Origin of the sequence: Schauerella aestuarii (genome assembly GCF_009866805.1) — a bacterium.
In the GTDB taxonomy this organism is placed as follows: Bacteria; Pseudomonadota; Gammaproteobacteria; order Burkholderiales; family Burkholderiaceae_B; genus Schauerella; species Schauerella aestuarii.
Window position 1 is genome coordinate 64,104 of sequence record NZ_SIZW01000042.1, and the last position, 25,257, is coordinate 89,360.

Consider the following 25,257-nt stretch of genomic DNA (forward strand, 5'->3'; position numbering starts at 1 on the left):
GGGCAGTGGGCAGGCATCAGGCAAACGCGACGACCAGCGGTCCGAGCAATGTGAGAAACACATTGGCCAGCGCATAGGTAATGGCGAAGGGCGCGGTAGGGATACTGTTGCCGGCCTTGTCGAGGATTTCGCCAAACGCCGGATTGGCGCTGCGTGACCCGGAAAGCGCGCCGGCGAAGATGGCCGTGTTGTCATACCGCAGCACATAGCGGCCAACGAGCATGGTGATGATCAGCGGCAGGACGGTCACCACAACGCCGATCAGGAAAATGGACAGGCCGCTTGAGGCAATCGTGCTGACGGCCTGCAGACCTGACTGCAGGCCTACCACCGCCACAAATCCCGCCAGGCCGAGATCGCGCAGCAGCGCCGACGCCGGCGTGGGCAGATTGCCGATCGCTTGGTTGCGGCTGCGATACCAGCCGAAAGCCAGACCCGCGAGCAAGGCACCGCCGCCGCTGCCCAGCGTCAGTGGAATCGAACCCACCCGCACCACGATCAAACCAATGAGCAGTCCGATGGCAATGCCCAGTCCGTGAAAAACGAAGTCGGTTTTTTCACTCGGCAGGATGGCGGTGCCCACAGCCTTGACCACCCGCTGCACATCTTCTGAGGTGCCGTAGAGCGTGACGACGTCGGCCGCTTCGATCATCGTGTCGGGCGTCAACGGCAGCGGCTTGCCGCCGCGTTTGGCCTCGATCACATAAATGCCATGGCGCAGACCGCCTGCCGTCGCCTCCCGAATCTGTGCCACGGTGTGGCGCGTGAAGTCTGGATGCACCACAGCCACATCCCGGGTCAGCATGATGACGTCCATGCCTTCGGACGACTGCAATTCGGTGCCTACTTGTGCGGCAATGCCGACGACCCCGGCGCGGCGTCCCACCAGCAAGACCACATCGCCTTTCTCCAGGGCCATGCCCGGCTCGATACCGATGATCGAACCGTTGCGTTTGAGGCGTTCGACACTGATCGCGGCGCCAGCACTGCCGGCTTCGAGCTCGGCGATCGTTTTGCCGGCCGCTTGATCGACGCGATAGATGCGGCCCACCAGATCGGGGGCCGCGGGTTGCTCGCCCGGTCCGTACACGCGAGCGCCCGCAAGCATTTCCGACTCGGCCTTCAGCGCATCGTCGCGAATGCCGCGGCCCATGAACCACGGCAGGATGTTCACGCAGACGATGATTGCGCCGAAGGAGCCAAAGATATAGGTCACCGCATAGCCCACAGCGACGTTACCTTGAAGACGCTGGACCTCTTCGGCAGCCAATCCCAATTTGCCGATCGCCGCGCTGGCTGTGCCGATGATGGCCGACTGGGTGAGGGCGCCGGCTGCGATGCCACCGGCAAGCCCCTTGTCGAGCCCGAACAGGCGGGCCATGATGATGACGGTGGCCAGGCCGCTCACGGCGAGCACGACTGCCATCACGATTTCGCGAATCGACTGCCGCCCGAGCGAGCGAAAGAATTGCGGTCCGCTTTCAAAGCCCACTGCATAGATGAAAAGTGCGAAGAGTACGGACTTGATGCCGTTGTCGATCGTGACGCCGACCTGGCTGATCACCACCGCCACAAGGAGCGCGCCGGCAACCCCGCCGAGTTGGAATTTGCCGAATTGGAATTTACCGATCCAATAACCGCCCGCCAGTGACAGGAACAGTGCTATTTCGGGCGCTTGATTAAGCAGCGAATGTAGCCACACCATACTCGCACCGCCTTTTTCAAATAATGAGAAGGGGATCGCAGGCTCGAAGTATTTGCCGAGAGTGTGACGAAGTCAATACAAATGGAACGGTATTTTTACGCGCGGAGCCAATTGGTTTGCATTTGTATTTTTCGTTGCGAGGGTAAAAAAAAACCGGAGAATCGCCGCCCTTGAGACCGCACGACGCAGCGATGTCGTCGACGCTCTCATCCGAATTTGCCGATTACGGCAGACGTTCAAGCATCAGAATCAAGCAGCACAAATGAGCACCTCGGCAGTCAAGCGCAAAGTTTATTTTTTCCTGTTGATGATCCCCGTCATCTTGACGTTGTATCCAGCACTTCAGCTCTTTCGCGCGTATTCGGTCACTCAGGATGAAGTGGCTGCCCGCCAATACCTGAGTGAGGTGCGTGAGAAAGGCTATGCCTCGGTGCGTGTGCCTTATCGTTATGCCCGAGAAGCGCGTGCGTCGGTGCCGGCGATGATGGCGCAAGAGCTCGAACAGATGGAAGCAGGCCGCGGCAATGTGCAGTTGCGTTGGGCACTTGCCGCGGTGTCGATGTTGGCGGCCATCGGCGCTTTTGCGCTGGGCGTGACGATCATCCGAAAGATCGGCGCCGACAGTCGGCGTGCGCAACGCGACTTCGATTTTCTGCTCAATCATTTCGAGAAAAGCTGGGCACAGGTGTCGCGTCTGCTCCTGCTGCACATCGCGTTGATGCTGGTCACCCTGCTGTGCAACGTGGCTTATGAGTTCGCGTGGTCGCGCGCGAACTGGTATACGCATGGCTTCGTCGCCATCGTTTTCACCGTGCCGTTGTGGGGCGCTATTTTTTGCGCCGCCAAGCTGCTCATCAGCGCGTTCAGGCAACTCGCTTCGATCGAGGCGGTCGATATGCCGGTGTTGGGACGTGCATTGACGCGCGCTCAGGCGCCGCAACTGTGGTCGTGGATCGACGATATCGCCGCGCGTTTGGGTGCGCCCACGCCGGACCACATTGTGGTCGGATTGACCGAATCGTTTTATGTGACGAGCGCGCCCGTGGCCCTGCAACCCGAGAGCAGTCGCTTGACGGGCCGCACACTTTATCTGCCGATGACCTATGTGTCGATGCTCAGTCAGGGCGAGAGCGCTGCGATCGTGGGTCATGAACTCGGTCACTTCGCCAACGCGGATACCGAGCACGGCGTTCGCATTGCACTGATGCATCGCGAGATGGATCAACGCATCGCGCAGTTGATCATGGCCAATGAAGAGGATTCGAGCTGGTTCAACGAGCCGCCGATCTGGGCGTCGATCTATTTCGCCAACGCCTTCGAGCATGCTTACCTGCACTGGAGTCGCGTGCAGGAGTTCGCAGCGGATCAGGCCGGTGCGCGTGTGGCCGGTCCCCACGTGTCGGCCTGCGCCTTGGTGCGCGTGACGGCGTTGGCCGAAGTGGTGGACCAATTTCAGCAATCGGCGCATGCCCGCGGCGGCAATATGATCGCGGCCGTGCTTGCCCATGTGGCGGCCACGCCGTTGCGTATCAGGCAAGATTTGCTCGAGCACAAGATCGCTCATCCTATCGATACGCATCCGACCACGCGCGCGCGTATTGACGCGCTGGCGGTGCCGTTGGACGACACGCTTTTACGCGACGCCTTGCGTCAACCGACCGAGACCGACACGACGTGGTTCTCGCGCCTGCTTTCCCCCGCGGCTCAGCCTGCCTGAGCCGTCTTTTACCAGGAAGTTTCCCACGATGTCACAACAAGCATTCGACACTTTGTCGCCCTCGTCATTGGCCGAGTCGTTGACCGCCGATCTCAATCAAAACGCGCAGTCGCAACAGGACGAGACCGTGCGTGAATTGGAGGCGTTCATTGCCAGCGTGCCGGCGCGTACGGAAATCACGAATACGCGTCGCTGGTTTTACGGCGGCATCATCATGGTCGCCGTTTTCGTCATCCTGACGATCGCGGCCGTGAGTTCGGGCGCCTCGCAGAACATGTTCATCTTCATGGGCGTGATGTTGGCGATGTCCGTCATCATGCTGCTCAATCACCTCAATGCCGGGAAGGTACCGCACACGGTATTGACACATGAAGAGATCAGCTTCGCCAACTTTTCGGCGCCGGTAAAACTCGTCAACATTACGGACATCGAGGTGCAGTTGATCGGGCATATGGACATGATTCTGCTGGATCTGGCCGAGGGCACGCCGCTGCCAACATTCAAGCGCCGCCGCGGGTTCTTCGCGCCGCAAGCCGGTATCCGCAAGCGCCGCAACAAGCCCGATCAAATCCTGATTGCGTCGGGTGGTTTCCAGGAAGTGGGCGGCAAGAAGATGGACGAAGAAGAACTGGGTGGCTTGTTGAGCGCCTATATCAATGTGGCCCACGCTCACCAGCAACTGGCCGAACTGCGCGCAGGCCGCGTGAGCTGATGGAGAACAGGGTGCCCGGTTCGGGCACTCTTCAAGAACTCACCCGGGTTGGGAAAGAAGGTTTCTGGCGGCGCTCAACGTTTGGTTGAGCGCCGTCATCGCTTGGCGCGCCGTACTCTCCGGCGCTTGGGCCTTGAGTGCATCGTTGAACACTTCGAGGCCGATCGGGCCGCGGTAGCCGCTGCCCAGCAAACGGGCGAGCAGGCCGGGCAAGGGAAACTGGCCGTGCCCCGGCAGTAAGCGGCGATGTCGCGCCGTGTCGATCACATGCGCCAGATCCACACCGTGGTCCAGATCCGAAAGCTGCACCAGGAAGATCCGATCCATCGGAATCCCCTCAAGATCCGAAGCATCGCGCCCGCGCGCGAAGATGTGAAACGCATCGATCACCATGCCGAGATTGTCGGCACCCACCTGCTGCACACACTGCCATGCCATGGGCAGCGTTGGATTGACGGTGCTCCACGCCATTGCCTCGTAGGCCACGCGCAAGCCCCGCTGCCGTGCTTGTGTTGCGAGCCAGCCGAGATCATCGACGACGCGCGCGCCGATGCAAGCGCGGTCGGTAGACGCGGGCGCGAGCACGGTATCGGCGCCGAGTGCCGCGGCCGTGTCGAGCATCGTCAATGCTTCATTTCGCTTTTCCGTGCGTCGTGCGTCGGGCGCACCGTCGAAATCCAGCAGTACCTGATAATCGGTCAGGCCGATGCCGCCCGCGCGCAATACGCTCGCCATGGTGGCAGGCGCTTGCGCGAAGTCGTCGAGATCCTGACGCCATAGCTCGATCTGATCGAATCCGGCGGCACAGGCGGCTGCGATCTTCGCCTGCGGCGTGCCACCCAGCAGGATGGTGTTGAGGAACAGGAGATTAGGGGGCGGTGGTGCGGTCATGGCGGGCATTGGATTGCAATACTGCTGCGCAAAAATTATGCCTCAGACGATGGATGGCATGCATCTCGCCGTATGATGGCGTCTCGCGGAAGCATGTGCGGCCGCGAGACGCATCACGCTTGCCGCGTGCATCCTGCGACAACCGAATCCAGATAGGACAGTCGAATGAAGCTTTTCTTCTCCAGCGCCTCGCCTTACGTTCGTAAATGCACCGTGTTCGCGCTCGAACTCGGTTTGGCGGATCGCATTGAAACGTTGCCGAGCAAAGTGAGCCCGGTGTTGCGCGATGCGTCGGTGGTGCAAGCGAACCCATTGGGCAAGGTGCCCACGTTGATCATCGAGGATGGTGTGGCATTGTTCGATAGTCGTGTCATCTGTGAATACCTGAACGCCGAGGGCGGCGGGACGCTGTTTCCGGCCGCCGATCATCCGCAGCGGTTTGCGATTCTGGCGCAGCAGGCTTTGGCCGACGGCATCCTGGATGCCGCGCTGCTGGCGCGCTACGAAACCACGCGCCCGGAAGGCACGCAGTGGGACGCCTGGGTCGCCGGCCAGATGGAAAAGATCAAGAGCGGGCTGGACTGGGTGGAAGCCCACGCCGATACGTTTTACGACCGGGTGGACGTGGGCACGATCTCGTTCGGCTGCGCCTTGGGCTACCTGGATTTTCGCTTCGCCGATTATGGCTGGCGCAACAAATACCCCAAGTCAGCCGCCTGGTTCGAGGCCTTCAGCGCACGGCCCTCGATGCAGGCGACCGTGCCGCACGTGTAAGGTCAGCATGGCTTGCACCCGTGCAAACGTCAGCACGGCCTGCACGGGTGAACGTCAGTAGGTTTTGTACGGCAGGAATTTGCCGCTCATCAGGATTTGCACGCGGTCGCCGTTGGGATCGGACTCGCGTTGCATATCCATGCGGAAATCGATGGCGCTCATGATGCCGTCACCAAACTCTTCATGAATCAGTGCCTTGAACGTGGTGCCGTACACGCTGATCAACTCGTAAAAGCGATAAATCAGCGGGTCGGTGGGCACCGCGGTGGGGAGCGACCCCTTGTAGGGCACGATCTGCAATTGGGTAATGGCGTCTTCGGGCAGATCGAGCACACCGGCGGCAGCACGTGCCTGCGTTTCGGTCAGCGTCATCTGGCCTAGCAGCGCGGCGGTCGTCCATTCCTTGCTCTGGCCGACCGCTTCGGCGATCGTCGCCCAGCTCAGTTTTTTCTCGATCTTGCGGGTCACGATGAGTTCGGTGACTTCGGGGCGGGACATCATGATGAAATCGTCTCCTTGGGATGGGCGGCCTTGTCGACCAGGAAATCGACAAGGTGGTTGCGAATGTCGTAATAACGCGGTTCATGGTGCAATGAGCTGCGCGTGCGATCCGGATCGAGGTCGATATCGACCGACTCGGCGATGCGTGCATGGGGCCCCGTGCTCATCAGCAGGATGCGATCGGACAGCAGAATGGCCTCATCCACATCGTGGGTGATCATGAAGACGGTTTGCTGCGTGGCGCGTACGATGCGCCGCAGTTCGTCCTGGATCGTGCCACGCGTGAGCGCATCCAGGGCACCGAAGGGTTCGTCGAGCAAAAGCATCTTCGGCTGTATGGCGAAGGCGCGTGCGATGCCCACACGTTGCTTCATGCCGCCCGACAGTTCGCTGGGCTTTTTATCCAGCGCGTGTCCCAAGCCGACCATCTCGAGGTAACGCACGCTGTGCTCGCGCACCTTGTCGCGGCTGTATTCGGGCCAGCGCGAGCGCACGCCGAAGGCCACATTCTGCAGCGCGGTCAACCAGGGCAGCAGCGCATGCGCTTGAAAGACGACGCCGCGTTCCAGCGATGGGCCGTCGATCTCACGTCCGTCCATGATCACCACGCCTTCGCTGGCGTGGTCGATGCCGGCCAGGATATTCAGGATGGTGGTTTTGCCGCAGCCCGAATGACCGATCACACACACGAATTGCCCACGGTCGATGCCGAAGCTCACTTCGTCGAAAACCGGCGGGCCGGGATTGCCGTCGCGTTGGGGGTAGCGTTTGGCGAGCGAATGAATGTCGAGAAAAGGTTTGCTCATGCATCTACTCCCGATAGCTCACGAGCCTGGCGGCGCGGGCGAGCAGGGTGTCCAGCAACATGCCGATCACACCTATGAAGAGAATGGCGCAGATGATGTTGGCGATCGACAGGTTGTTCCATTCGTTCCAGACGAAGTAGCCAATGCCCGTGCCGCCGATGAGCATTTCGGCTGCCACGATCACGAGCCAGGCGATCCCGACCGAAATGCGCATCCCCGTCATGATGGTGGGCGCCGCCGCAGGCAGGATGACCAGAAAGGCAGTGCGCAACCGCGAGACTTCCAGCGTACGGGCAACGTTGAGCCAATCCTGACGGACCGCGCCTACGCCGAACGCCGTGTTGACCAACATGGGCCAGAGCGAGCAGATGAAGATCACAAAGACGGCAGACGTATCGGCGTCCTTGATGGTGTAGAGCGCCAGCGGCATCCAGGCGAGGGGCGAAATGGGCTTGAGGACTTGAATGAATGGATCGAAAGCGCGATAGACCGTGCGGGACATCCCGATCAAAAAGCCCAACGGGATGGCGACCACGGCGGCAAGCAGAAACCCGCCCAGCACCCGCACGATGGAATAGGCCAATTGCAGGCCGATCCCTTTATCGTTCGGGCCCCGGTCGTAGAACGGATCCTTCAAATGCTGCCAAAGCTGCACCCCCACATCCATCGGCCCGGGGAAGGGCGTTTTGCCGCCGCTTGCCGCTGCGCCGCCCACGAGCGCGGCATACTCGGCGTCGACCACCGCTTCGCCTGCCGTGGATCGCGTGGCCGCATGCCACACCAACAGCAGTGCGACCAGAATGACGACCGACAGCAGCGGCGCGCCCCAGGGTTTTTCACCGCGCATCCTTATGTTCTCCGGATCTTGAAGCTGGCCAAGTACTCGTCCGGCTTGGTCGCGTCGAAGGGTTTGCCCATCACGCTGAACGTTTTGTCTTTCGTGGTGGGCGGCGTCATGCCGGCTTCGCGCATCAAACGAATGGCGTCGGTAGCGAGAAAGACTTCGCTGGCGATTTTTTGATAATCGATATCGGTTTTTACCTGACCCCAGCGCTTCATCTGCGTCAAGATCCACACGGCGAAAGACGGCCACGGCATCGGATCGAAATCGATGCGCTCGGGCACCTTGATGACCTTGCCCAAGCCATCCGCATACGTGCCGGTGAGTACCTGCTCGAGCACTGTGACGGGCTGGTTCAGATAGTTGGGCGTGGCAATGGCGGCGGCGATTTCCTTGCGATGGCTGGCGTCATGCGCATACGCCGTGGCTTCGATAATCGACTTCAGCAAGGCCTGATAGGTATTCGGCATCTTGGTGACGAATTCCTTGCTGGCGGCAAAGGCGCAGCACGGGTGGCCGTCCCAGATTTCCTTGGACAGGATATGGATGAATCCGACGCCGTCGTATACCGCGCGCTGGTTGACGGGATCGGGTGCCAGAAAGCCGTCGATGTTGTCGGCGCGCAGATTGGCCACCATTTCGGGGGGCGGAATCGACCGGATCTGCACATCGGTATCGGGATCGATTCCATGCTCGGCGAGGTAGTAGCGCAGCAGATAGTTGTGCATCGAATAATCGAAGGGCACCGCCAGTTTGAAGCCTTTCCAATCCTTCGGATCGCGGCGGTCTTTGTGCTTCATGGCCAAGGTAATGGCTTGGCCGTTGATGTTCTCCACCGCCGGCATCGTCCACGGCACCGCGCCGCTCGTACCGGCCCCCAGCGTGATGGCCAGTGGCATGGGCGAAAGCATGTGGGCCGCGTCGTACTCGCCGGACATCGCCTTGTCGCGTATCAGTGCCCAGCCGGCCGTTTTGACCACCTCCACATCCAGGCCTTGCTTGGCGTAAAAGCCCATGGGATGCGCCATGATGATCGGTGTGGCGCAAGTAATTGGAATAAAGCCGACCTTGAGCTTCTGCTTTTCCAGGGAGCCGGTGGATTGCGCAAACGCTTCCTTGGCCAGGGCCAGCGGAAAGATCGACGACACGGCCGCCATGGCCGTACCGCTCCCCACTGCGCGCAGGAAGCGTCGGCGCAGATCGTCCTGCGGAAACAGCGCGCGCATGACGGCACTTTCCACCGCCCGGTCCTGTGCCGCATCGAGGCCCTGGGCCCGGTCGTGTTCGGCAGGGCTGGCATGACGCCCGCAGGCGCACGCCAGGCGGGTGTCGGCATTGAAGGGATTGCGGAACAGGGACATGAGGCGGCTCCAGTCAGGTGGGGGCGTGGGGAGGGGCAGTCGAATCGCCGGCGGCGTATTCGATGTCTTCGCGGTACAACGCGTAGGCGCGGTGGTACTCCATCACCCGCGCAACGTCGTCGATGAAGGACTCGGGATAGCCTGCGCGGCGCAGCAGGTGCAGCGCGAGCTCGGTACCGCTGGCAATGCCGCCTGCCGTGACGATGCGGCCGGCGTCCACCACGCGCGCACGGCTGACGCGGCAGGCGGGCGCCAACATGGCGAGCCGGTCGATGGGCGTGAGTCCCATGTGCGAGGCTTCGAGCTTGTCCGGCTCTTTGCGGCTCGTTGCCGCGATGTCGTCGAGCAAACCCATGCGGGCATAGATCCACGAACCCGTGCACACGCTGGTCAGCAAACACGTTTCAGGCAGCGCATCGATATAGGCGTGCAGCCGGCTGTTGTGCATCTCCTGCCGCGTGCCGAATCCCCCGGGAATCATGAAGGCGTCCATGTCAGGCAGATCGTTGAAGCCGTAAGTGGGCAACACTGTCAGCCCGGCTTGCGTCTGGATCGGGCGCAGGGCGTCGGCGATCAGGAAGACGTCGAGCTCGGGGTCGAATCGCCGCGCCACTGAGAACACGCCGTACGGCGCCGCGTAGTCGATCACCTCCGCGTCTTTGAAGACGTAAATGCCAAGTCGAAATCCGGATTTCTTCACGCGGGCAGCCCTGGGCGTTGAGGAGTGCGCCCATCATGGCGGGATCCTTCAAACGCGCCTATCGCGAATCCGATGAATGCGCTGTAGGGCGACCACTACGCGGTGCACACCGCGAGCCGACCTGGTGCATCAGCGCTCAAAGCGCACGCAATTGGTGCGTGTTTGCATACGCGACGAGATCCACGATCGTGCGCACCCCGAGTTTATCGAGCACTCGGCTGCGATAGGTCGACACGGTATTGGCGGAGAGCGCGAGTTGCTCGGCGATGGCCGATACCGACTTGCCGGCCACCAACAACTGCAGCACCTGGAATTCGCGATTGGACAAGGATTCGTGCGGCGCCTGAGGACCGTCGCGGCGCACGTTGTGAGCCAGCAGCTCAGCGACGGCAGGTGTGACGTACACGCTGCCGGCGGCCGCTTTGCACAGCGCAGCGATGAGGGTGTCCGGATCGCAACCCTTGTTGAGATACGCATGGGCACCGCTGCGCAGGGCACGCACGGCAAACTGCGATTCGGGATAGACCGACAACATCACGACGCCTACCGAGGGAAATTCGGCGCGCACCGATTTCAGCACGTCCATGCCGTCGCGCTCGCCCAGGGCGATGTCGAGCACGACGGCGTCGTAGTGTCCGGTGCGCAGCGCGCGCATCGCGGTGGGCCCGTCCGAGGCATCGTCGACCTGTGCAATGCGTGCATCCTCGGCCAGGATCTGTGCCAGACCGCGGCGGATGATCATATGGTCGTCGACGACCAGCACCGTCAGCGCCATCAGACGCCGCTTTCGATCGGAAGCTGCAAACGGGCTCGGGCGCCGGCGCCGGGCGTGCTGTCCAGCGCCAGCACGCCGCCGATGGCGCGTGCGCGCTCGCGCATGCCCAGGATGCCGAACGTATGCGGCTGCTCGGGCAATTGCATGCCCACGCCATCGTCTTCAACCGTCAGCACCAGCGTGGCGTCACGCAGCACCACCTCGATCGCCACCGTGGTTGCATTCGCGTGGCGCTGCACGTTGGTCAGCAATTCCTGCACGATGCGGTAGACGGCGATCTCGGCGCTGCGCCCGAGCCGGCAGCGTTCGATGTCCGGTGCGCACACATACCTGCATTCCATATCGGTGCGGGTCTGCAGATCCTGCAGCAAGGTTTCGAGTGCCGCCCACAGCCCGAGATGATCGAGCACCGAGGGACGCAAATCGTTCAGAATGCGGCGCGTGGCGCCCATGGCGTTTTGCGTCACGTCGAGCATGCGATCCACATGGGCGGCGAGCGCGGGATCGGGGGCGATCTGTTTGCGCAGCCAGTTCAGGTCGAGCTGCAGCGCGGTAAACGATGCGCCCAGTTCGTCGTGGATATTGCGCGCGATGTGGGCGCGCTCTTCTTCGCGCAGGGTGCTCAGGTGTGCGGAAAGTCGCCGCAGCGATTCATGCGCGGTACGCAGCCTGGCCGTGCGTTCATCCACCCGGCGCTCGAGCAGCGTCTGGGTGAGTTGCAATTCGCATTCGATGCGCTTGCGGGCGGAAATGTCGGCAAAGGTCACGACCGCGCCTACGACCTGGTCGCCATCCCGGATCGGGTAGGACCCGTATTCGGCGTCGAAGCAACTGCCGTCTCGCCGCCAGAGCACTTCATCGTCGACGCGTACGCCGAGGCCTTCGCTGAAGGCCCTGAAAATGCGGCAGTCGTGCACGTGCATCAGTCGATCGTCGGCGTACGAATGGTGAATCAGGTAATGCATGTTGCGGCCGACGATTTCATCGGGCGTGTAGCCCAGCAACTCGGCACCGGCGCCATTGATGAAGATGCAACGGCCGCGCAGGTCGATGCCGTAGATGCCTTCGCCCGCCGATTCGAGCAGCATTTCGAGCTGACGCCGCCATGCGGCATGATGAGAAAGATGGTTGAGGTCGGCGAACATGGCAGAGGAGACGTGGCGAATGCAGCGGGCCACGCAGTCGTGGGATGCGGCCACGATATCTTGCGCGTTCGCTGGGCGCAATTAGGGGTGACACGGTGTGCAGGCCGCCGCGGGCACGTCAAGGCGTAACGGGTTCGGCGATCACGGCACCCACGATGTCCTGTTCGAAGAGGGTGTGCAACTGCTGCAGATACCCGTCGCTGCCGGACGGCTGGTTGGGGTCGGACGTCATCACCACGGTCAAACCCAACGTGGGCACAACATAGAGCAATTGCCCGCCGTAGCCCCAGGCGTAGTACACCGGGTGGCCCGCAGCGTCGGCGATGAACCAGCCGTAGCCGTACGCGTCGCCGGTAAATTGCGATTGCGTGCGTGGCGTCCAGGACGCTTTGATCCAGGCCTCCGATAGCACGCGCTCGCCGCGGGCATTCACACCGCCCGCACGCATCATGTCGCCGAAGGCGAAAAGGCCGCGCGGCGACATGGCCATGTTGTTGCCGCCCAGGTAAACGCCTTGCGGGTCACGATCCCAGCCGGCAAACCGAATTCCCAAAGGCTCGCCCAGCCAACGTTGCGCCAATTGCAGCGTGCTGCGCCGGCTGGCATCGGTAAGGATGGCCGAGAGCAGGTGGCTGCTGCCGGTGGAGTACAGCATGCGCCCGCCGGGTTCGTCCACAAAGGGACGCGACACGATATAGCCCACCCAGTCGCGGCTGGCGATCCAGCGGCCATAGTTGGGGCCGGAGGTGCGTTCCAGCCCCGCACGCATGGTGAGCAGATCCTCGACGCTGATTTCCCCCAGGCGCGGATTGGCGTCGCCCGGCAGGCGCTTGGCCAGTAACGGTCGTATGGAGGCGCCGACGTTCGCGATCAGCCCTTCGTCGATCGCGCGTCCCACCAAGGCGCTGACGATTACTTTGGAGGCACTTTTGATATTGACGGGCGCATCGAGCTGCGCGCCGCGATAGCCGCGCTCCAGCACAATGCTGCCGTTGCGCGCGACAATAAGCGTGTTCAGGCGCGCAAGCGCGCCTGCGCGATCGGCAATGACGTCAAGCCGCGCGGAAAGGGCGGCATTGCGGCTCGTTTCCGCGGCAGCCGTGGAGGTGGCCGATGCGCTCGACGTAGGCGCCTGGCTTGACGCCAGCGTCGCGCTTGGCGGGCTGGGCGAGGATGCTGCTGCGGTGGCCGTACCTGTGGCTGATTCGGAGACCACGACGGTGCTTGCGGCAGTCACGCCGCTCGCCACCACGCACAACATGGCGGCCAACATCTTGCGAGCATGCGTCATGCTTCAGATCATCGGAAGATATTGCGGCTGTGGGCCGCGCGGAAAGGCAAGGTCCAGGCGAGCGATCTCATCGGCATCGAGCACGATGGCGCCTGCTTCGCCGTTTGCGCGTGCGTGTTCGCCCCGAGCGGCCTTGGGGATGGCGAAGACTGCGTTGTCGCGGGTCAAAAACGCCAAGGCGATCTGCCGGGTGGTGGCATCATGGGCTGCGGCAATGGCTTCGAGCACGTCGCCACCGTCGCTGTACACGTCGGGAAAATCATCATGGCCGAAAGGGCTATAGGCCACCACCGCCACGCCGTGTTGCTTGCACCACGGGATCACGGCGTGTTCGATGGCGCGCTCTTGCAAGTGGTAGAGCACTTGATTGCAGGCCAATTCACCGTCGCCGACGATGGCGAGTGCCTCGTCCAGATCGTCCACATCGAAATTGCTCACGCCATACGACAGGATCTTGCCGGCTGCGCGCAAATCCTGCAGGGCCTCGAACGTCTCTTCGAGCGGATAAGAACCGCGCCAATGCAGCAGGTAGCTGTCCAGGCGATCGGTGCCGAGTTGCTTGAGGGATCGTTCGCAGGCTGCCCGCACGCCGATGCGCGACGCATTGCTGGGCAAGACCTTCGAGACGAGAAATACGTCATCGCGGCGACCGCGGATGGCTTCGCCCACGACGTTTTCGGATGCGCCGTTGCCGTACATCTCGGCGGTGTCGATATGCGTCATGCCGGCATCCAGGCCGATGCGCAACGCATCGACGGCTTCTCCGCGATGCCCTTCGTCGATGTACCACGTGCCTTGGCCGATCACGGGAATGTCGTGGCCGGTAGGGCCGAAGCGATGATGTCGCATGATGAAGCGCGTCCTGAAATCTTGGGATGCTTCGATCGTAGCAGGCGGCGTTCCAGGCGTTTCTCAGGTGCGCCTGGATAGCTCGCCTCGCTTACGAGCCTTGCGGGAACGCGTGGCAGATGCAGGCTGTTGCCAGCGCACTTTGGCCCGGGCGGCCATATTCCCCAGGTGCGCTCAAGGTTGGGCGATCGGCCGCGTGCCCGGCCGCAGGATGCGCCACGTCACGACGGCGGCCAGCATCACCAACGCTGCGCCCACAAAGGCCGTGAACTGATAGGCATCCAGAAATGCCGCGCGGGCGGCCGCCAGGACCGCGTCCGAGCCGGCGGTATGCGCGGCGTGGGCGGCCGATACGGCGCCACCGAGGGTGCCGAGCGCGGCTTCGCGCGCAGAGGGGTCGAGATCGGCCGGGAGCGCCGGACCCAGCCGGCTGCGATAGATCATCGTGCCGATGCTGCCGAAGACGGCAATCCCAAGGGCGCCGCTGAATTCGGAACTGGTTTCGGAAATGGCGGAAGCCGAGCCGGCTCGCTCGGGCGGCGCCGCGGTGATGATCATTTCGTTGCCGATGGTGAATACCGGCGCCATACCCAGGCTCATGATGATGGTGCTGGCGACAAGACCCGACAGGCCTATCGTCGTGGCCGACACCGCCAGCAGCAAAAAGCCCACGCTCGCCGCAAGCAGGCCGGCCACGAGAATGGTAATGGGCTTGACGTGCCGAGCCAGGCGCGGGGCACCCAGCGATCCCACGACAAAGCCCAGCGCCCAGGGCACTGTGGCGACGCCGGCCATCAAGGGCGACAAGCCAAGCACCAATTGCAGATACTGGGTGATGAAGATGTACACGCCGAACATCGCCAGGCAAGACAGGGCGTACGCGGCGATTGCGGCCGAAAATGCCGGCACGCGAAACAGATTGAGATCGAGCAAGGGGTAGGCAAGGTGACGTTGGCGACGGATGAATGCCACGCCTGCCAGAATGCCGGCGGCCAAAAGTGCCATGGCATACCACTGCATGCCGTGTTCGGCGATCTGCTTCAACGCATACACCATCGCCAGCACCGCAAACAACGATTGCGCCACGCTGAGCGGGTCGATGCGGCCGGCATTGGGGTCGCGATACTCGGGCAGCAACGACGGTCCCACGATCAGCAGGAGCACCATCACGGGCACGGCGACCAGAAACACGGATCCCCACCAGTAGAACTGCAGGAGCACGCCGCCGACGAGCGGCCCGATTGCGCTGCCGACCGAGAAGCTCGCAATCCATACACCGATGGCGAATTGGCGTTGCCGCGGGTCATGAAACATATTGCGGATGAGCGACATCGTGGAGGGCGCCAGCGTCGCGCCCGCGATGCCGAGCAACGCGCGCATGGCGATCAACATGCCTGCGCTGGTGGAGAACGCGGCGATCGTGGAGGCCACGGCAAAGGCGGCGGCGCCGATCAACAGCAGCTTGCGGCGGCCGATGCGATCGCCCACGGTGCCCATCGTGATGAGAAAGCCTGCTACCAGGAAGCCATAGACGTCGATGATCCACAGTTGCTGTGCGCTGGTGGGCGTGAGCTGGGCGCTGATCGCAGGCAGGGCCAGATTCAGCACCGTCAGATCCATCGCATAGACCAGACACGGCAGCGCGATCACGGCGAGGCCGATCCATTCGCGGCGTCCGGCGCGGGCGGGAGATATCGAGGTCATGAAGAAGCAATGCTGAGGGTGTGGGCGCGCGCCAGCAGCAGGGCGCGCTCGGGTGCGTTGCGCGTCAACGCGGCTGCGGCTTCGAACGCGGCACGGGCCTGCTCGCGTTGCCCCAGCTTCTCGAGCAGGTCGCCATGCACGCTGAAAAGCCAGGGGTATTGGGCCAGCGCGGGATCGTCACGGAGCACGTCAACGATTGCCAGTCCCGCTTCAGGCCCATCCGCCATGCCCACTGCGACCGCGCGATTCAACTCCACGATGGGCGACGGCGCGATCGCCGCAAGCTGGCCATAGAGATCGGCGATGTGCGTCCAATCGGTGGCGGCCGCCGTTGCGGCTTGAGCGTGGCAGGCTGCCAAGGCCGCCTGCAGCGCATAAGGCTGTTGCATGCCCCCGAGTGCGCGAGCGCGATCGAGGGCCACCAGACCGCGGCGGATCAATAGCCGATCCCACCGGCTGCGATCCTGATCCATCAACAGCACGGGACGGCCGAGGGTATCGATGCGTGCCGCCGCGCGGGAGGCTTGCAGCGCCATCAGCGCCGTCAAGCCGTGCACTTCGCTTTCCTCCGGCGCCAGCGTCGACAGCACGCCCGCAAGCCGCAGCGCTTCATCGCACAGCGCTGGCCGCAGCCAATGATCGCCTGCAGTGGCGGCATAGCCTTCGTTGAAGATGAGGTAAATCACTTCGAGCACCGAGGCGAGGCGTTCGGCTCGTGCATCGGCCTGGGGCACTTCGAACGGCACCTTTGCCTGCGTCAGGGTGCGCTTGGCGCGAACGATGCGCTGGGCCACGGTGGATTCGGGTTGCAGGAACGCGCGGGCGATCTCATCCGTGGTCAATCCACCAAGCATACGTAACGTCAACGCCACGCGCGCATCGGTGGACAGCACGGGATGGCATGCGGTGAAGATCAGCCGCAGCATGTCGTCGCCCACGTCGTCGGCGCGTGCAGCATCCAAAGCGTCAGCAGGGTCGGGAGGCGCGTTGGGCTTTAAGGCGTCGATATCCTGGCCGAACGCGTCGAGCTTGCGCGCGTGCAGCGCCTCCCGGCGCAAGCGGTCGAGGGCGCGGTTCTTGGCGGTCGTCATCAGCCAGGCTCCCGGATTGTCCGGCACCCCGTCGCGGGGCCAGCGTTCGAACGCCGTCACCAGCGCGTCCTGGGCGAGGTCTTCCGCCACGCCCACGTCGCGCACGATGCGCGTCACATGGGCAATCACCTTGGCGCATTCGATGCGCCACACGGCCTCGATGGCGCGATGGGTGGCGGCTGTTGCGCTCACGGGGAGGGGGGCGTGGCCGGGGCGGCGGTCATGTCCATGAACATCAGCTCCCAGATGTGGCCATCCGGATCCTGAAAGCCGTGTCCGTACATGAAGCCATGGTCTTGCGGCGCGCGGGGGCTGGTGCCACCTGCCGCGATGGCGCGGGCGACGAGATCGTCGACCTCGGCGCGACTCTCGCACGACAGGCAAACCAGCACTTCGCTGGTTTTGGTCGCATCGGCAATCGGTTTGTCGGTGAATCCCGCGAAGAAGTCCTTGACCAGCAACATGGCATAGATGTTTTCGCCGATCACCATGCAAGCCGCTTGCGCATTGGTGAATTGCGGGTTGAAGGTGAAGCCGAGCTGGCCGAAGAATGCCTGCGAGCGCGGCAGATCCGCGACCGGAAGATTGACGAAAATTTGCTTGTGCATGATGAACCTATTGGGTGATGAACGGGAAATCGGCGCTAGCCTTTCCCATACGACGCTTGGCACCAACCTCGATCGACATCCTGAACAAGAAATTTTTACGCGTAGCAGGGGGCCAGTTTGCGCACTTCGACTGTGCACCATTGGGCGGCCGGGCAGGCTTCGGCGATCGCGACAGCCTCCTCGCGGGTGGCGCAATTGAGCAGAAAGAACCCGCCGATCATTTCCTTGGCCTCGGCAAAGGGCCCATCGATCAGGCGTGTGCGGCCATCGCGCCTTTGCACCCGCACCGCCTCCTTCTGCGACGCCAGCGATTCGCTGGCGGCCAGCAAGCCACGCGCTTTGAGGTCGGTACCGAAAGCCACCATGCTGGCATAGGCGGCTTCGCCTTCGGCCTGGTTACGTTCGGCGCGTTGTTCGGTCGGTTCAACGATGAGCAGCATGTAAGCCATGGATCTCTCACGGTGAGGGTAAGCGCCATGCAGGTCGAGCCGGGGGGGCGCGACGCACGGACATTGGGGAGCCCCTATTATCGGCCGCGGTCGTGAACATTCAACCGTGCGTTCGGACGACGTCACTGCTGCGATGCAGCAACGTATTAGGGATACCCCGAGTATGGACACGATGCGGCGGTGTAAGGCAATCTCATCCTATACACTTCGGCCGGCGCGCCCTAAAAAATTATTCGAATCTAACTAGACAACTCCGTGGCCTCGCCGTGAATTACACGTTTCAATTCGCCGATGTTTTTGCCGCCTGGCCCATGCTGCTCAAAGGCACGTGGATCACGATCCAGCTCTCCCTGACTGCAATGGTGCTTGGGCTGATCGTGGCCGTGATGTGCGCCTGGGGCAAGACCGCCGGTCCCGCACCGGTGCGTTGGTCGATCAACGTGTATATCGAGTTGATCCGCAATACCCCGTTTCTCGTACAGCTTTTCTTCTTTTTCTTCGCGTTGCCGTCGTTGGGCGTGCGTTGGTCACCCTATACCGCAGCGCTGACGGCGATGGTGGTGAACCTCGGCGCGTACGCCACCGAGATCATCCGCGCGGGTATCGAATCGATTTCGAAAGGGCAGATCGAGGCCGGCCTCGCGCTGAATCTGAAGCGGTGGGAGATCTTTCGGTTCGTCATCCTGAAGCCGGCGCTCAAGGCGATCTATCCTGCGCTCACCAGCCAGTTCATCCTGTTGATGCTCAGCTCGGCGGTGGTATCGGTGATCTCGGCCGACGATCTCACCTCGGTTGCGGCCAATCTTCAGTCGCAAACGTTTCGCAGCTTCGAAATCTACATCGTTGTGGCCCTGATCTATCTGGGGTTGTCGCTGGCGTTTTCGGCGCTGTTCAAATTGATCTATCAGTTGGGGTTGAACTACCCCGACCGGCGGTAGGAGTCCGAGATGCGTACGTTCGGTCCTGCCGAATTCTGGTTCATCCTCGAAGCGGCCAAGTGGACGCTGGCGCTGTCGGCCATCGCGTTTGTGGGCGGCGCCATCGTGGGCCTGGCCGTGGCGCTGTCGCGCACGTCGACCTCGAAACTGCTGCGCGCGGGGGCCACGCTCTTCATTCAGATCTTTCAGGGCACGCCGCTGCTGCTGCAGTTGTTCCTGATCTTTTTCGGCGCGCCCATCGTGGGCCTGGACATCAATCCCTGGATCGCCGCCAGTGTGGCGCTGATCCTCAACAGCGGGGCGTTTCTGGGTGAGATCTGGCGCGGCTGCATCCAGGCCATTCCGCGCGGGCAATGGGAGGCCGCCGAGGCGCTGTCGCTCTCCTATCGCGCCCGGATGCGCGATGTGATCCTGCCGCAGGCGTTCAAGATCGCCGTGCCGCCCACCGTGGGTTATCTCGTGCAGATCATCAAGGGGACGTCGCTCGCCGCCATCATCGGGTTTACCGAGATTACGCGGGCCGGTCAGATCATCAATAATGCAACGTTCCAGCCGCTGCTGGTGTTCAGCGTGGTGGCGGCGATCTATTTTGCGCTGTGCTGGCCGCTGTCGCTTTTGGCGGCCTGGATGGAGCGCCGCCAGGCGGCTGCCCTGACGCGATAAAGCGCCGGCGCATCCGCCGTTATCTCGAATTCAAGGCCATAGAGCCGGCCCCATAGGGCTCACAGCATTCATCATTGTGGAGACACTCATGACCATTTCGACCCGCCGCCGTGCCGTCACCGGCGCTTTCGCCGCCTTGGCCGTAACCGCCATGCTCAGCCCGTTCGCTTCAGCAACTGCCCAAACGATGGCCGATCTGAAGAAAAAAGGCGAGATCACGATCGGGATGCTGGTGGATTTTCCGCCCTACGGCACCACCAACGTCGCGAACCAGCCCGATGGCTATGACGCCGATGTGGCCAAATTGCTGGCCAAGGATCTTGGCGTGAAGGTCAACATCCTGCCGGTAACTGGCCCCAATCGCATTCCCTTCCTGCTCACCGGCAAGGTCGACGCCTTGGTGGCGTCGCTGGCGATCACGCCCGAGCGCGCCAAGCAGGTGCAGTTCTCGCAACCGTACGCGGCGGCCACGATCGTGCTGTATGCGCCCAAGAAGGCAAACATCAAGTCGGCGGCCGATCTGAAAGGCATGCGCGTGGGCGTGGCCCGGGCGAGCACCCAGGATGTGGCGGTGACGAAATCGGCCCCCGAGGGCACGGAGATCCGGCGCTTCGATGACGATGCGTCGGCCATGCAGGCGCTGCTTACGGGGCAGGTGGATGCAATTGGCTGCTCGGTAACCGTGGCGGCCCAGATTGCCAAACGCGCACCGGCCGACACGTTCGAGAACAAGTTCACCCTCGTGCAGCAAGCCATGGGCATTGCCATTCGCCCGGGGCAGGACGAACTGCTGGCCCAGGTCAACGAGTTCGTCACGCGCAACAAAGCCAATGGCGAGCTCAATAAGCTCTATCGCAAGTGGCTGGAAACCGATCTGCCCACCCTGCAGTAATTGGGCGCAATGATCGAATGCAGCAATCGGCTGCGGTAAATGAGGTCGCGGGGACTTATGACGGCAAGCACACACGGCGCGCAGGATGCGCCCATCATTCGCATGACAGGCGTTCAAAAATGGTTCGGCGCCTTTCAGGTGTTGACCGACATCGACCTGAGCGTGGCGGCAGGCGAGCGCATCGTGGTGTGCGGGCCGTCGGGGTCGGGCAAGTCGACCCTGATCCGCTGCATCAACCGGCTCGAACAGGTGCAGAAGGGTCGCATCGAGGTCGATGGGATCGAACTCACGGCGGGCGGTGCCAATGTGGAGCAGGTGCGGCAGGAAGTGGGCATGGTGTTTCAGCAGTTCAATCTGTTTCCGCACATGACCATCCTGCAGAATTGCATGCTGGCGCCCATGCGCTCGCGCAAGATGAAAAAAGACGAGGCCGAGGCCGTCGCGATGAAGTACCTCACGCGTGTGCGTATCCCGGAGCAGGCCGGCAAATACCCGAGCCAGTTGTCGGGCGGCCAACAGCAGCGCGTAGCGATCGCGCGGGCGCTGTGCATGACGCCGAAGATCATGCTGTTCGACGAGCCGACCTCGGCACTCGATCCGGAAATGGTGAAGGAAGTGCTCGACACCATGATCGGGTTGGCGGAAGACGGCATGACGATGTTGTGCGTGACGCATGAAATGGCGTTTGCGCGTCAGGTCGCCGACCGCGTGATTTTCATGGCCGATGGCAAGATCGTCGAGCAGGCGCCGCCGGAGCAGTTCTTCGGTCAACCGCAGCACGAAAAGACCCGGCAGTTTCTGGGCCAGATATTGAGTTCTCATCAGGCCGCCTGAGGCGGCCGGCGTTTTTATGCCTCACGATCTATCCGTTTATATTTCCCTGACCTCGTTCGGTGCGGCTGAAGTGCGGCGCCACGGCCAGGAATGGTTTACCCATTTGTCGCACGCGGCCGGCGCCGATGGCGTGGAAGTGAGAGAAGAGTTGCTGGTCGATGCCGGGCGCGAGTTGCCCGCGTTGGCCGACACGCTGCGCAGGCTGGCGCTTGTGAGCGTGTATTCGTGCCCGACCGGGTTGTGGCAAGCCGATGGCACCTTGGACGAGCAGACGCTCGACCGGGCGATGGCGCGCACGAGCGACCTTGGCGCGACGCAGTTGAAGATGTCGATCGGCGATTTCAACGCCGCATCGGTGGCCACATTGCCGTTGCTCGCGCGCCGCTTGGCGGAGGGCGGGCCGACGCTTACGATCGAGAACGATCAAACCGAGCAAGCGGGTACCCGCGTGGCCCTGCAGCGCTTCTTTGACGCCACCGATGCCATCGGGCTCGACTTGCCGATGACGTTCGATGTGGGCAATTGGCATTGGACCGGCGAGTGCCCACAGCAGATGGCTGCACTTTTCGCCGCGCGCGTGCGTTACGTGCATTGCAAGGGCGTGCAGCGCCAACCGCAGCGCTGGGTGGCCGTGCCATTGGCCGACTCGGCCGCGCCTTGGCGCACGATCGTGCATGCGATGCCCACCGATGTGCCGTGGGCCATCGAGTATCCGCTGGTGGGCGACGATCTCACTGCCGTGACACGCACCCAGATCGATCACCTCCGCGCGACTGCGCGGCACCAACAAGGACAACCGGCATGACCGCCGACAATATCGCCGACAACCCCCCCGAAGCCACGTTCGACGTGGCGCTCTTTGGCGAAGCCATGGCGATGCTGATCGCCGACCGTCCCGGTCCGCTCGAAGCGGCCGAAGGCTTTACGCGCCGCATGGCGGGCGCTGAGATCAATGTGGCGATCGGCCTGTCGCGCCTGGGGTTGAAGGTGGGCTGGGCCAGCCGTTTGGGTGCGGACTCGATGGCGCGCTATCTGATCAACGCCATGCGCGCCGAAGGCGTGGATTGCAGCAAGGTGGTGTGCGATCCCACGCAGCGCACCGGATTTCAAATCAAGGGGCGGGTAGACGATGGCAGCGATCCGCCGGTTGAGTATCACCGCAAGGGATCGGCCGCGAGCCTGATGACGCCGGCGGATGTGGATGAGGCGTGGTTGCGCGCAGCGCGCCATCTGCACGCGACCGGCGTTTTTGCCGCCATCTCCGAGACCAGTTTGCTCGCGGCACACAAAACGATGGACGTGATGCGAGCGGCCGGACGCACGATTTCGTTCGACCCCAACCTGCGACCCACCTTGTGGGCCTCGACCGAGGCGATGCGCACCGCAATCAATGCGCTCGCTGCCAAAGCGGATTGGGTGTTTCCAGGTATGGAAGAAGGGCGCTTGCTCACGGGCGAGACCACGCCGGAGGGCGTGGCGCGGTTTTATCGTGCGGCCGGCGCATCGCTCGTGGTGATCAAGCTGGGGCCGGATGGGGCCTATTTCGATGATGGCGTCCAAAGCGGCTACGCGCCCGGCTTTCCGGTCGAGCGCGTGATCGACACGGTGGGCGCGGGGGACGGCTTCGCGGTGGGCGTGATCAGTGCGTTGCTGGAAGGGCGCCCACTGACCGATGCCTTGCAGCGCGGTACCTGGATCGGCGCGCGGCAAGTACAGGTGCTGGGCGATTCGGACGGCTTGCCCACGCGGGCGGAGCTGAATGCGCAGCTTGAGGCGCGCGACTTGCAACGCAGTAACCCACTCTCCTAATAGCGTGCGCTCATGGCCCGTAAAAATGTGCTTGTGTTTCGTGAACTGCCGCCCGAGCAGTTGGATCGCATCGCGGCGGCGCATGACGTAACGGTGGCAAACCCGCGGGTGGCCGATCAGCGTGAGGCATTCGAACGGGCATTGCCGTGGGCCGACGGCATGATCGGGTCAAGCTTTTCGATCGATCAATCGGTGCTAGATCGCGCGCCGCGACTGAAAGTGATTTCCAGCGTGTCGGTCGGTGTCGACAACTATCCGCTGGCTGCGTTGCGGGCGCGGGGGATCACGCTCTGTCATACCCCTGGTGTGCTCACCGAAACCACGGCCGATACGATTTTTGCATTGCTGATGGCCACATGCCGACGCGTCGTGGAACTCGCCAATCATGTGCGTGAGGGCCATTGGACCCGCAATATCGGTGAAGAACTTTTCGGCACCGACGTGCACGGCAAAACGCTGGGCATCCTGGGTTTTGGACGGATCGGCCAGGCCGTCGCCCGGCGCGGCGCGCTCGGCTTCGGCATGCCGGTGATCTTTCACAATCGCAGTCAGGTCGATGTGGTGCAGGCCGCGCCGGACCTCGCCGGCCGGGCGCAGCAACTGCCGCTTGACGACGTCCTCAAGCGTGCCGATATCGTTGTACTGGTGTTGCCGCTCTCCGAGCAAACCCGAGGGTTGATGGATGCGCGGGCCTTCGGCTTGATGAAGCCCAATGCCGTCTTTATCAACGGTGCCCGCGGCGCGATCGTATCCGAGCCGGATCTGCTGGCAGCGCTCGACCACGGCACGCTGCAGGCGGCGGGCCTGGATGTGTTCGCCACCGAGCCCTTGCCACAATCGTCGCCGCTGCGTACGCATCCGCGCGTGACGCCGCTGCCGCACGTGGGTTCGGCCACCCATGAAACCCGGCACGCAATGGCCACATTGGCCACCAGCAATCTGCTGCAAGTATTGGCGGGCGAGATGCCTGCGGCGGTGTACCGGTAAGACCGGCTTCATGTCGCCAGCGAGCTGCGTGCGCGGCAGGCCTGACGCCCGCGCGGGCTGCATGGCATGCGAGTTGCGGCACGACGCGCACACTCATTACGGTAAACGCCCATTTAGTGGGCGTTTTGCCATTTAAAGGCATCGATTATGCAAAAAGGCACAGCACTTATCGTCGGCGCGACCGGCATATCCGGCCACAATCTGGCCAATGTTCTGGTGGCGGAGGGTTGGACGGTATACGGATTGGCCCGCAATCCCTCGGCGCAGACGGGCGTCATTCCAGTCAAGGCCGATCTGCTGGATGCGGCCGCAACGGCGCAGGCGTTGAAGGGATTGGCCATCTCGCATGTATTTTTCTGCACCTGGACGCGCCGCGACAATGAGGCCGAAAACGTCGCCGCCAACGGGGCGATGATGCGCCACCTTTGCGAGGCGTTGAGCGATGCACCGCTGGCGCACATGGCGCTCGTCACCGGCACCAAGCACTATCTGGGCTCGTTCGAGAACTACGGCAGCGGCAAGGCCGAAACGCCTTTTCGGGAAAACGAACCGCGTCAACCGGGTGAGAACTTCTACTACACGCTTGAAGACATCCTGTTCGACGCCGCGAAACGATACGATTTCTCGTGGAGCGTGCATCGCTCGCACACGATGATCGGGCGCGCGCTGGGGTCCAACGCGATGAATATGGGTGTGACGCTGGCCGTGTACGCCAGCCTGTGCAAGGAAACCGGTCAACCCTTCGTGTTTCCGGGCTCACGCACGCAATGGGATAGCCTCACTGACCTTACCGACGCAGGCTTGCTGGGACGCCAATTGGCATGGGCCGCGCAGTCGCCGGCGGCGCGCAATCAGGCCTTCAACACCGCCAACGGCGATGTGTTTCGCTGGCGCTGGATGTGGGCTGAAATCGCCGCATTTTTCGGCCTGGAGGCTGCGCCATTTCCCGATGCGCCGATGCCGTTGGAGGCTCGATTCAAAGACACCGCACCTGCGCTGTGGACCGCACTGGCAGCCAAATACGATCTGGTTGAGGCCGACGTGAACAAGCTTGCATCGTGGTGGCATACCGATGCCGATCTCGGCCGCGAGATCGAGTGCCTGAACGATATGACCAAAAGCCGCGACGCCGGCTTTCTGGGCTACCACGACAGCCGCGCGTCGTTTCTCGAGCTGTTCACCGCGCTGCGGGCGCAGCGGGTGATTCCGTAACC

At 62.7% G+C, this 25,257-nt stretch carries 26 protein-coding genes; 11 read left to right on the forward strand and 15 right to left on the reverse strand.

Features of this window, described 5'->3' with window-relative positions; translation table 11 throughout:
• Positions 1 to 16: 16 nt before the first annotated feature.
• On the reverse strand, positions 17 to 1,705 hold the full coding sequence (gene aspT / locus EYW45_RS15415) for an aspartate-alanine antiporter (protein WP_161136333.1): 1,689 nt from the start codon (positions 1,703 to 1,705) through the stop codon (positions 17 to 19).
• A gap of 262 nt (positions 1,706 to 1,967) precedes the next feature.
• On the opposite strand from aspT, the gene EYW45_RS15420 reads away from it, so the two are divergent.
• On the forward strand, positions 1,968 to 3,422 hold the full coding sequence (locus tag EYW45_RS15420) for a M48 family metallopeptidase (RefSeq protein WP_161136334.1): 1,455 nt from the start codon (positions 1,968 to 1,970) through the stop codon (positions 3,420 to 3,422).
• Positions 3,423 to 3,450: 28 nt separating this feature from the next.
• Complete coding sequence (locus tag EYW45_RS15425) at positions 3,451 to 4,134, forward strand: hypothetical protein (RefSeq protein WP_161136335.1); 684 nt, start codon at positions 3,451 to 3,453, stop codon at positions 4,132 to 4,134.
• A gap of 39 nt (positions 4,135 to 4,173) precedes the next feature.
• Here EYW45_RS15425 and EYW45_RS15430 read toward each other — a convergent pair whose 3' ends face one another.
• On the reverse strand, positions 4,174 to 5,034 hold the full coding sequence (locus EYW45_RS15430) for a sugar phosphate isomerase/epimerase family protein (protein WP_202444751.1): 861 nt from the start codon (positions 5,032 to 5,034) through the stop codon (positions 4,174 to 4,176).
• Between the two features lie 156 nt (positions 5,035 to 5,190).
• Between EYW45_RS15430 and EYW45_RS15435 the strand changes: the two genes are divergently transcribed.
• Positions 5,191 to 5,799 carry a glutathione S-transferase gene (locus tag EYW45_RS15435; RefSeq protein WP_161136336.1) on the forward strand — a complete coding sequence of 203 codons (609 nt, stop codon included), beginning with the start codon at positions 5,191 to 5,193 and terminating at the stop codon, positions 5,797 to 5,799.
• Positions 5,800 to 5,853: 54 nt separating this feature from the next.
• Here EYW45_RS15435 and cynS read toward each other — a convergent pair whose 3' ends face one another.
• The 13 genes from cynS to EYW45_RS15495 all read right to left on the reverse strand — a co-directional run bounded on the left by cynS (position 5,854) and on the right by EYW45_RS15495 (position 17,920).
• Complete coding sequence (gene cynS, locus EYW45_RS15440) at positions 5,854 to 6,297, reverse strand: cyanase (protein WP_161137050.1); 444 nt, start codon at positions 6,295 to 6,297, stop codon at positions 5,854 to 5,856.
• Positions 6,297 to 7,106: an ABC transporter ATP-binding protein gene (locus EYW45_RS15445; protein WP_161136337.1), complete on the reverse strand. Its 810-nt coding sequence runs from the start codon at positions 7,104 to 7,106 to the stop codon at positions 6,297 to 6,299. The genes cynS and EYW45_RS15445 overlap by 1 nt, the downstream gene beginning before the upstream one ends.
• Positions 7,107 to 7,110: 4 nt before the next feature.
• The gene (gene ntrB, locus EYW45_RS15450; RefSeq protein WP_161136338.1) at positions 7,111 to 7,953 is read right to left on the reverse strand and encodes a nitrate ABC transporter permease; all 843 of its coding nucleotides are present in this window, start codon (positions 7,951 to 7,953) and stop codon (positions 7,111 to 7,113) included.
• 2 nt (positions 7,954 to 7,955) lie between these two features.
• Positions 7,956 to 9,308, reverse strand: a complete 1,353-nt coding sequence (locus tag EYW45_RS15455; protein ID WP_161136339.1) for an ABC transporter substrate-binding protein — start codon at positions 9,306 to 9,308, stop codon at positions 7,956 to 7,958.
• Between the two features lie 13 nt (positions 9,309 to 9,321).
• Positions 9,322 to 10,008 (reverse strand): DJ-1/PfpI family protein, encoded by a 687-nt coding sequence (locus EYW45_RS15460; protein WP_161136340.1) that lies wholly within the window; start codon positions 10,006 to 10,008, stop codon positions 9,322 to 9,324.
• A 136-nt stretch (positions 10,009 to 10,144) separates the two neighbouring features.
• Positions 10,145 to 10,783 (reverse strand): response regulator, encoded by a 639-nt coding sequence (locus tag EYW45_RS15465; RefSeq protein WP_161136341.1) that lies wholly within the window; start codon positions 10,781 to 10,783, stop codon positions 10,145 to 10,147.
• A complete protein-coding gene (locus EYW45_RS15470) occupies positions 10,783 to 11,982 on the reverse strand; it encodes a sensor histidine kinase (protein WP_407924929.1) in 1,200 nt (399 codons plus the stop codon). The genes EYW45_RS15465 and EYW45_RS15470 overlap by 1 nt, the downstream gene beginning before the upstream one ends.
• Before the next feature lie 64 nt (positions 11,983 to 12,046).
• Positions 12,047 to 13,219, reverse strand: a complete 1,173-nt coding sequence (locus EYW45_RS15475) for a serine hydrolase domain-containing protein (protein ID WP_202444752.1) — start codon at positions 13,217 to 13,219, stop codon at positions 12,047 to 12,049.
• Positions 13,220 to 13,222: 3 nt separating this feature from the next.
• Positions 13,223 to 14,068, reverse strand: a complete 846-nt coding sequence (locus tag EYW45_RS15480; RefSeq protein WP_161136342.1) for an aldo/keto reductase — start codon at positions 14,066 to 14,068, stop codon at positions 13,223 to 13,225.
• 174 nt (positions 14,069 to 14,242) lie between these two features.
• Positions 14,243 to 15,772 carry an MFS transporter gene (locus EYW45_RS15485; RefSeq protein WP_161136343.1) on the reverse strand — a complete coding sequence of 510 codons (1,530 nt, stop codon included), beginning with the start codon at positions 15,770 to 15,772 and terminating at the stop codon, positions 14,243 to 14,245.
• Complete coding sequence (locus tag EYW45_RS15490) at positions 15,769 to 17,055, reverse strand: RNA polymerase sigma factor (protein ID WP_328703643.1); 1,287 nt, start codon at positions 17,053 to 17,055, stop codon at positions 15,769 to 15,771. The genes EYW45_RS15485 and EYW45_RS15490 overlap by 4 nt, the downstream gene beginning before the upstream one ends.
• Positions 17,052 to 17,471, reverse strand: coding sequence for a VOC family protein (locus EYW45_RS24550; RefSeq protein ID WP_235939090.1), 420 nt, complete (start codon positions 17,469 to 17,471; stop codon positions 17,052 to 17,054). The genes EYW45_RS15490 and EYW45_RS24550 overlap by 4 nt, the downstream gene beginning before the upstream one ends.
• Before the next feature lie 95 nt (positions 17,472 to 17,566).
• On the reverse strand, positions 17,567 to 17,920 hold the full coding sequence (locus EYW45_RS15495; protein ID WP_161136345.1) for a YciI family protein: 354 nt from the start codon (positions 17,918 to 17,920) through the stop codon (positions 17,567 to 17,569).
• A gap of 266 nt (positions 17,921 to 18,186) precedes the next feature.
• Between EYW45_RS15495 and EYW45_RS15500 the strand changes: the two genes are divergently transcribed.
• From EYW45_RS15500 to EYW45_RS15535, 8 genes are all read left to right on the forward strand, one after another.
• A complete protein-coding gene (locus tag EYW45_RS15500) occupies positions 18,187 to 18,858 on the forward strand; it encodes an amino acid ABC transporter permease (protein WP_161136346.1) in 672 nt (223 codons plus the stop codon).
• A gap of 9 nt (positions 18,859 to 18,867) precedes the next feature.
• The gene (locus EYW45_RS15505) at positions 18,868 to 19,521 is read left to right on the forward strand and encodes an amino acid ABC transporter permease (protein WP_161136347.1); all 654 of its coding nucleotides are present in this window, start codon (positions 18,868 to 18,870) and stop codon (positions 19,519 to 19,521) included.
• Positions 19,522 to 19,609: 88 nt separating this feature from the next.
• A complete protein-coding gene (locus EYW45_RS15510; RefSeq protein ID WP_161136348.1) occupies positions 19,610 to 20,413 on the forward strand; it encodes a transporter substrate-binding domain-containing protein in 804 nt (267 codons plus the stop codon).
• A 57-nt stretch (positions 20,414 to 20,470) separates the two neighbouring features.
• Positions 20,471 to 21,247: an amino acid ABC transporter ATP-binding protein gene (locus EYW45_RS15515; RefSeq protein ID WP_161136349.1), complete on the forward strand. Its 777-nt coding sequence runs from the start codon at positions 20,471 to 20,473 to the stop codon at positions 21,245 to 21,247.
• 16 nt (positions 21,248 to 21,263) lie between these two features.
• A complete protein-coding gene (locus EYW45_RS15520) occupies positions 21,264 to 22,052 on the forward strand; it encodes a sugar phosphate isomerase/epimerase family protein (protein WP_161136350.1) in 789 nt (262 codons plus the stop codon).
• Positions 22,049 to 23,056, forward strand: a complete 1,008-nt coding sequence (locus EYW45_RS15525) for a sugar kinase (protein WP_161136351.1) — start codon at positions 22,049 to 22,051, stop codon at positions 23,054 to 23,056. Before EYW45_RS15520 ends, EYW45_RS15525 begins: the two co-directional genes overlap by 4 nt.
• 12 nt (positions 23,057 to 23,068) lie before the next feature.
• Entirely contained in the window at positions 23,069 to 24,043 is a 975-nt protein-coding gene (locus EYW45_RS15530) for a 2-hydroxyacid dehydrogenase (RefSeq protein ID WP_161136352.1), read from the forward strand.
• Positions 24,044 to 24,190: 147 nt separating this feature from the next.
• On the forward strand, positions 24,191 to 25,255 hold the full coding sequence (locus tag EYW45_RS15535; protein ID WP_161136353.1) for an SDR family oxidoreductase: 1,065 nt from the start codon (positions 24,191 to 24,193) through the stop codon (positions 25,253 to 25,255).
• Positions 25,256 to 25,257: the final 2 nt, after the last annotated feature.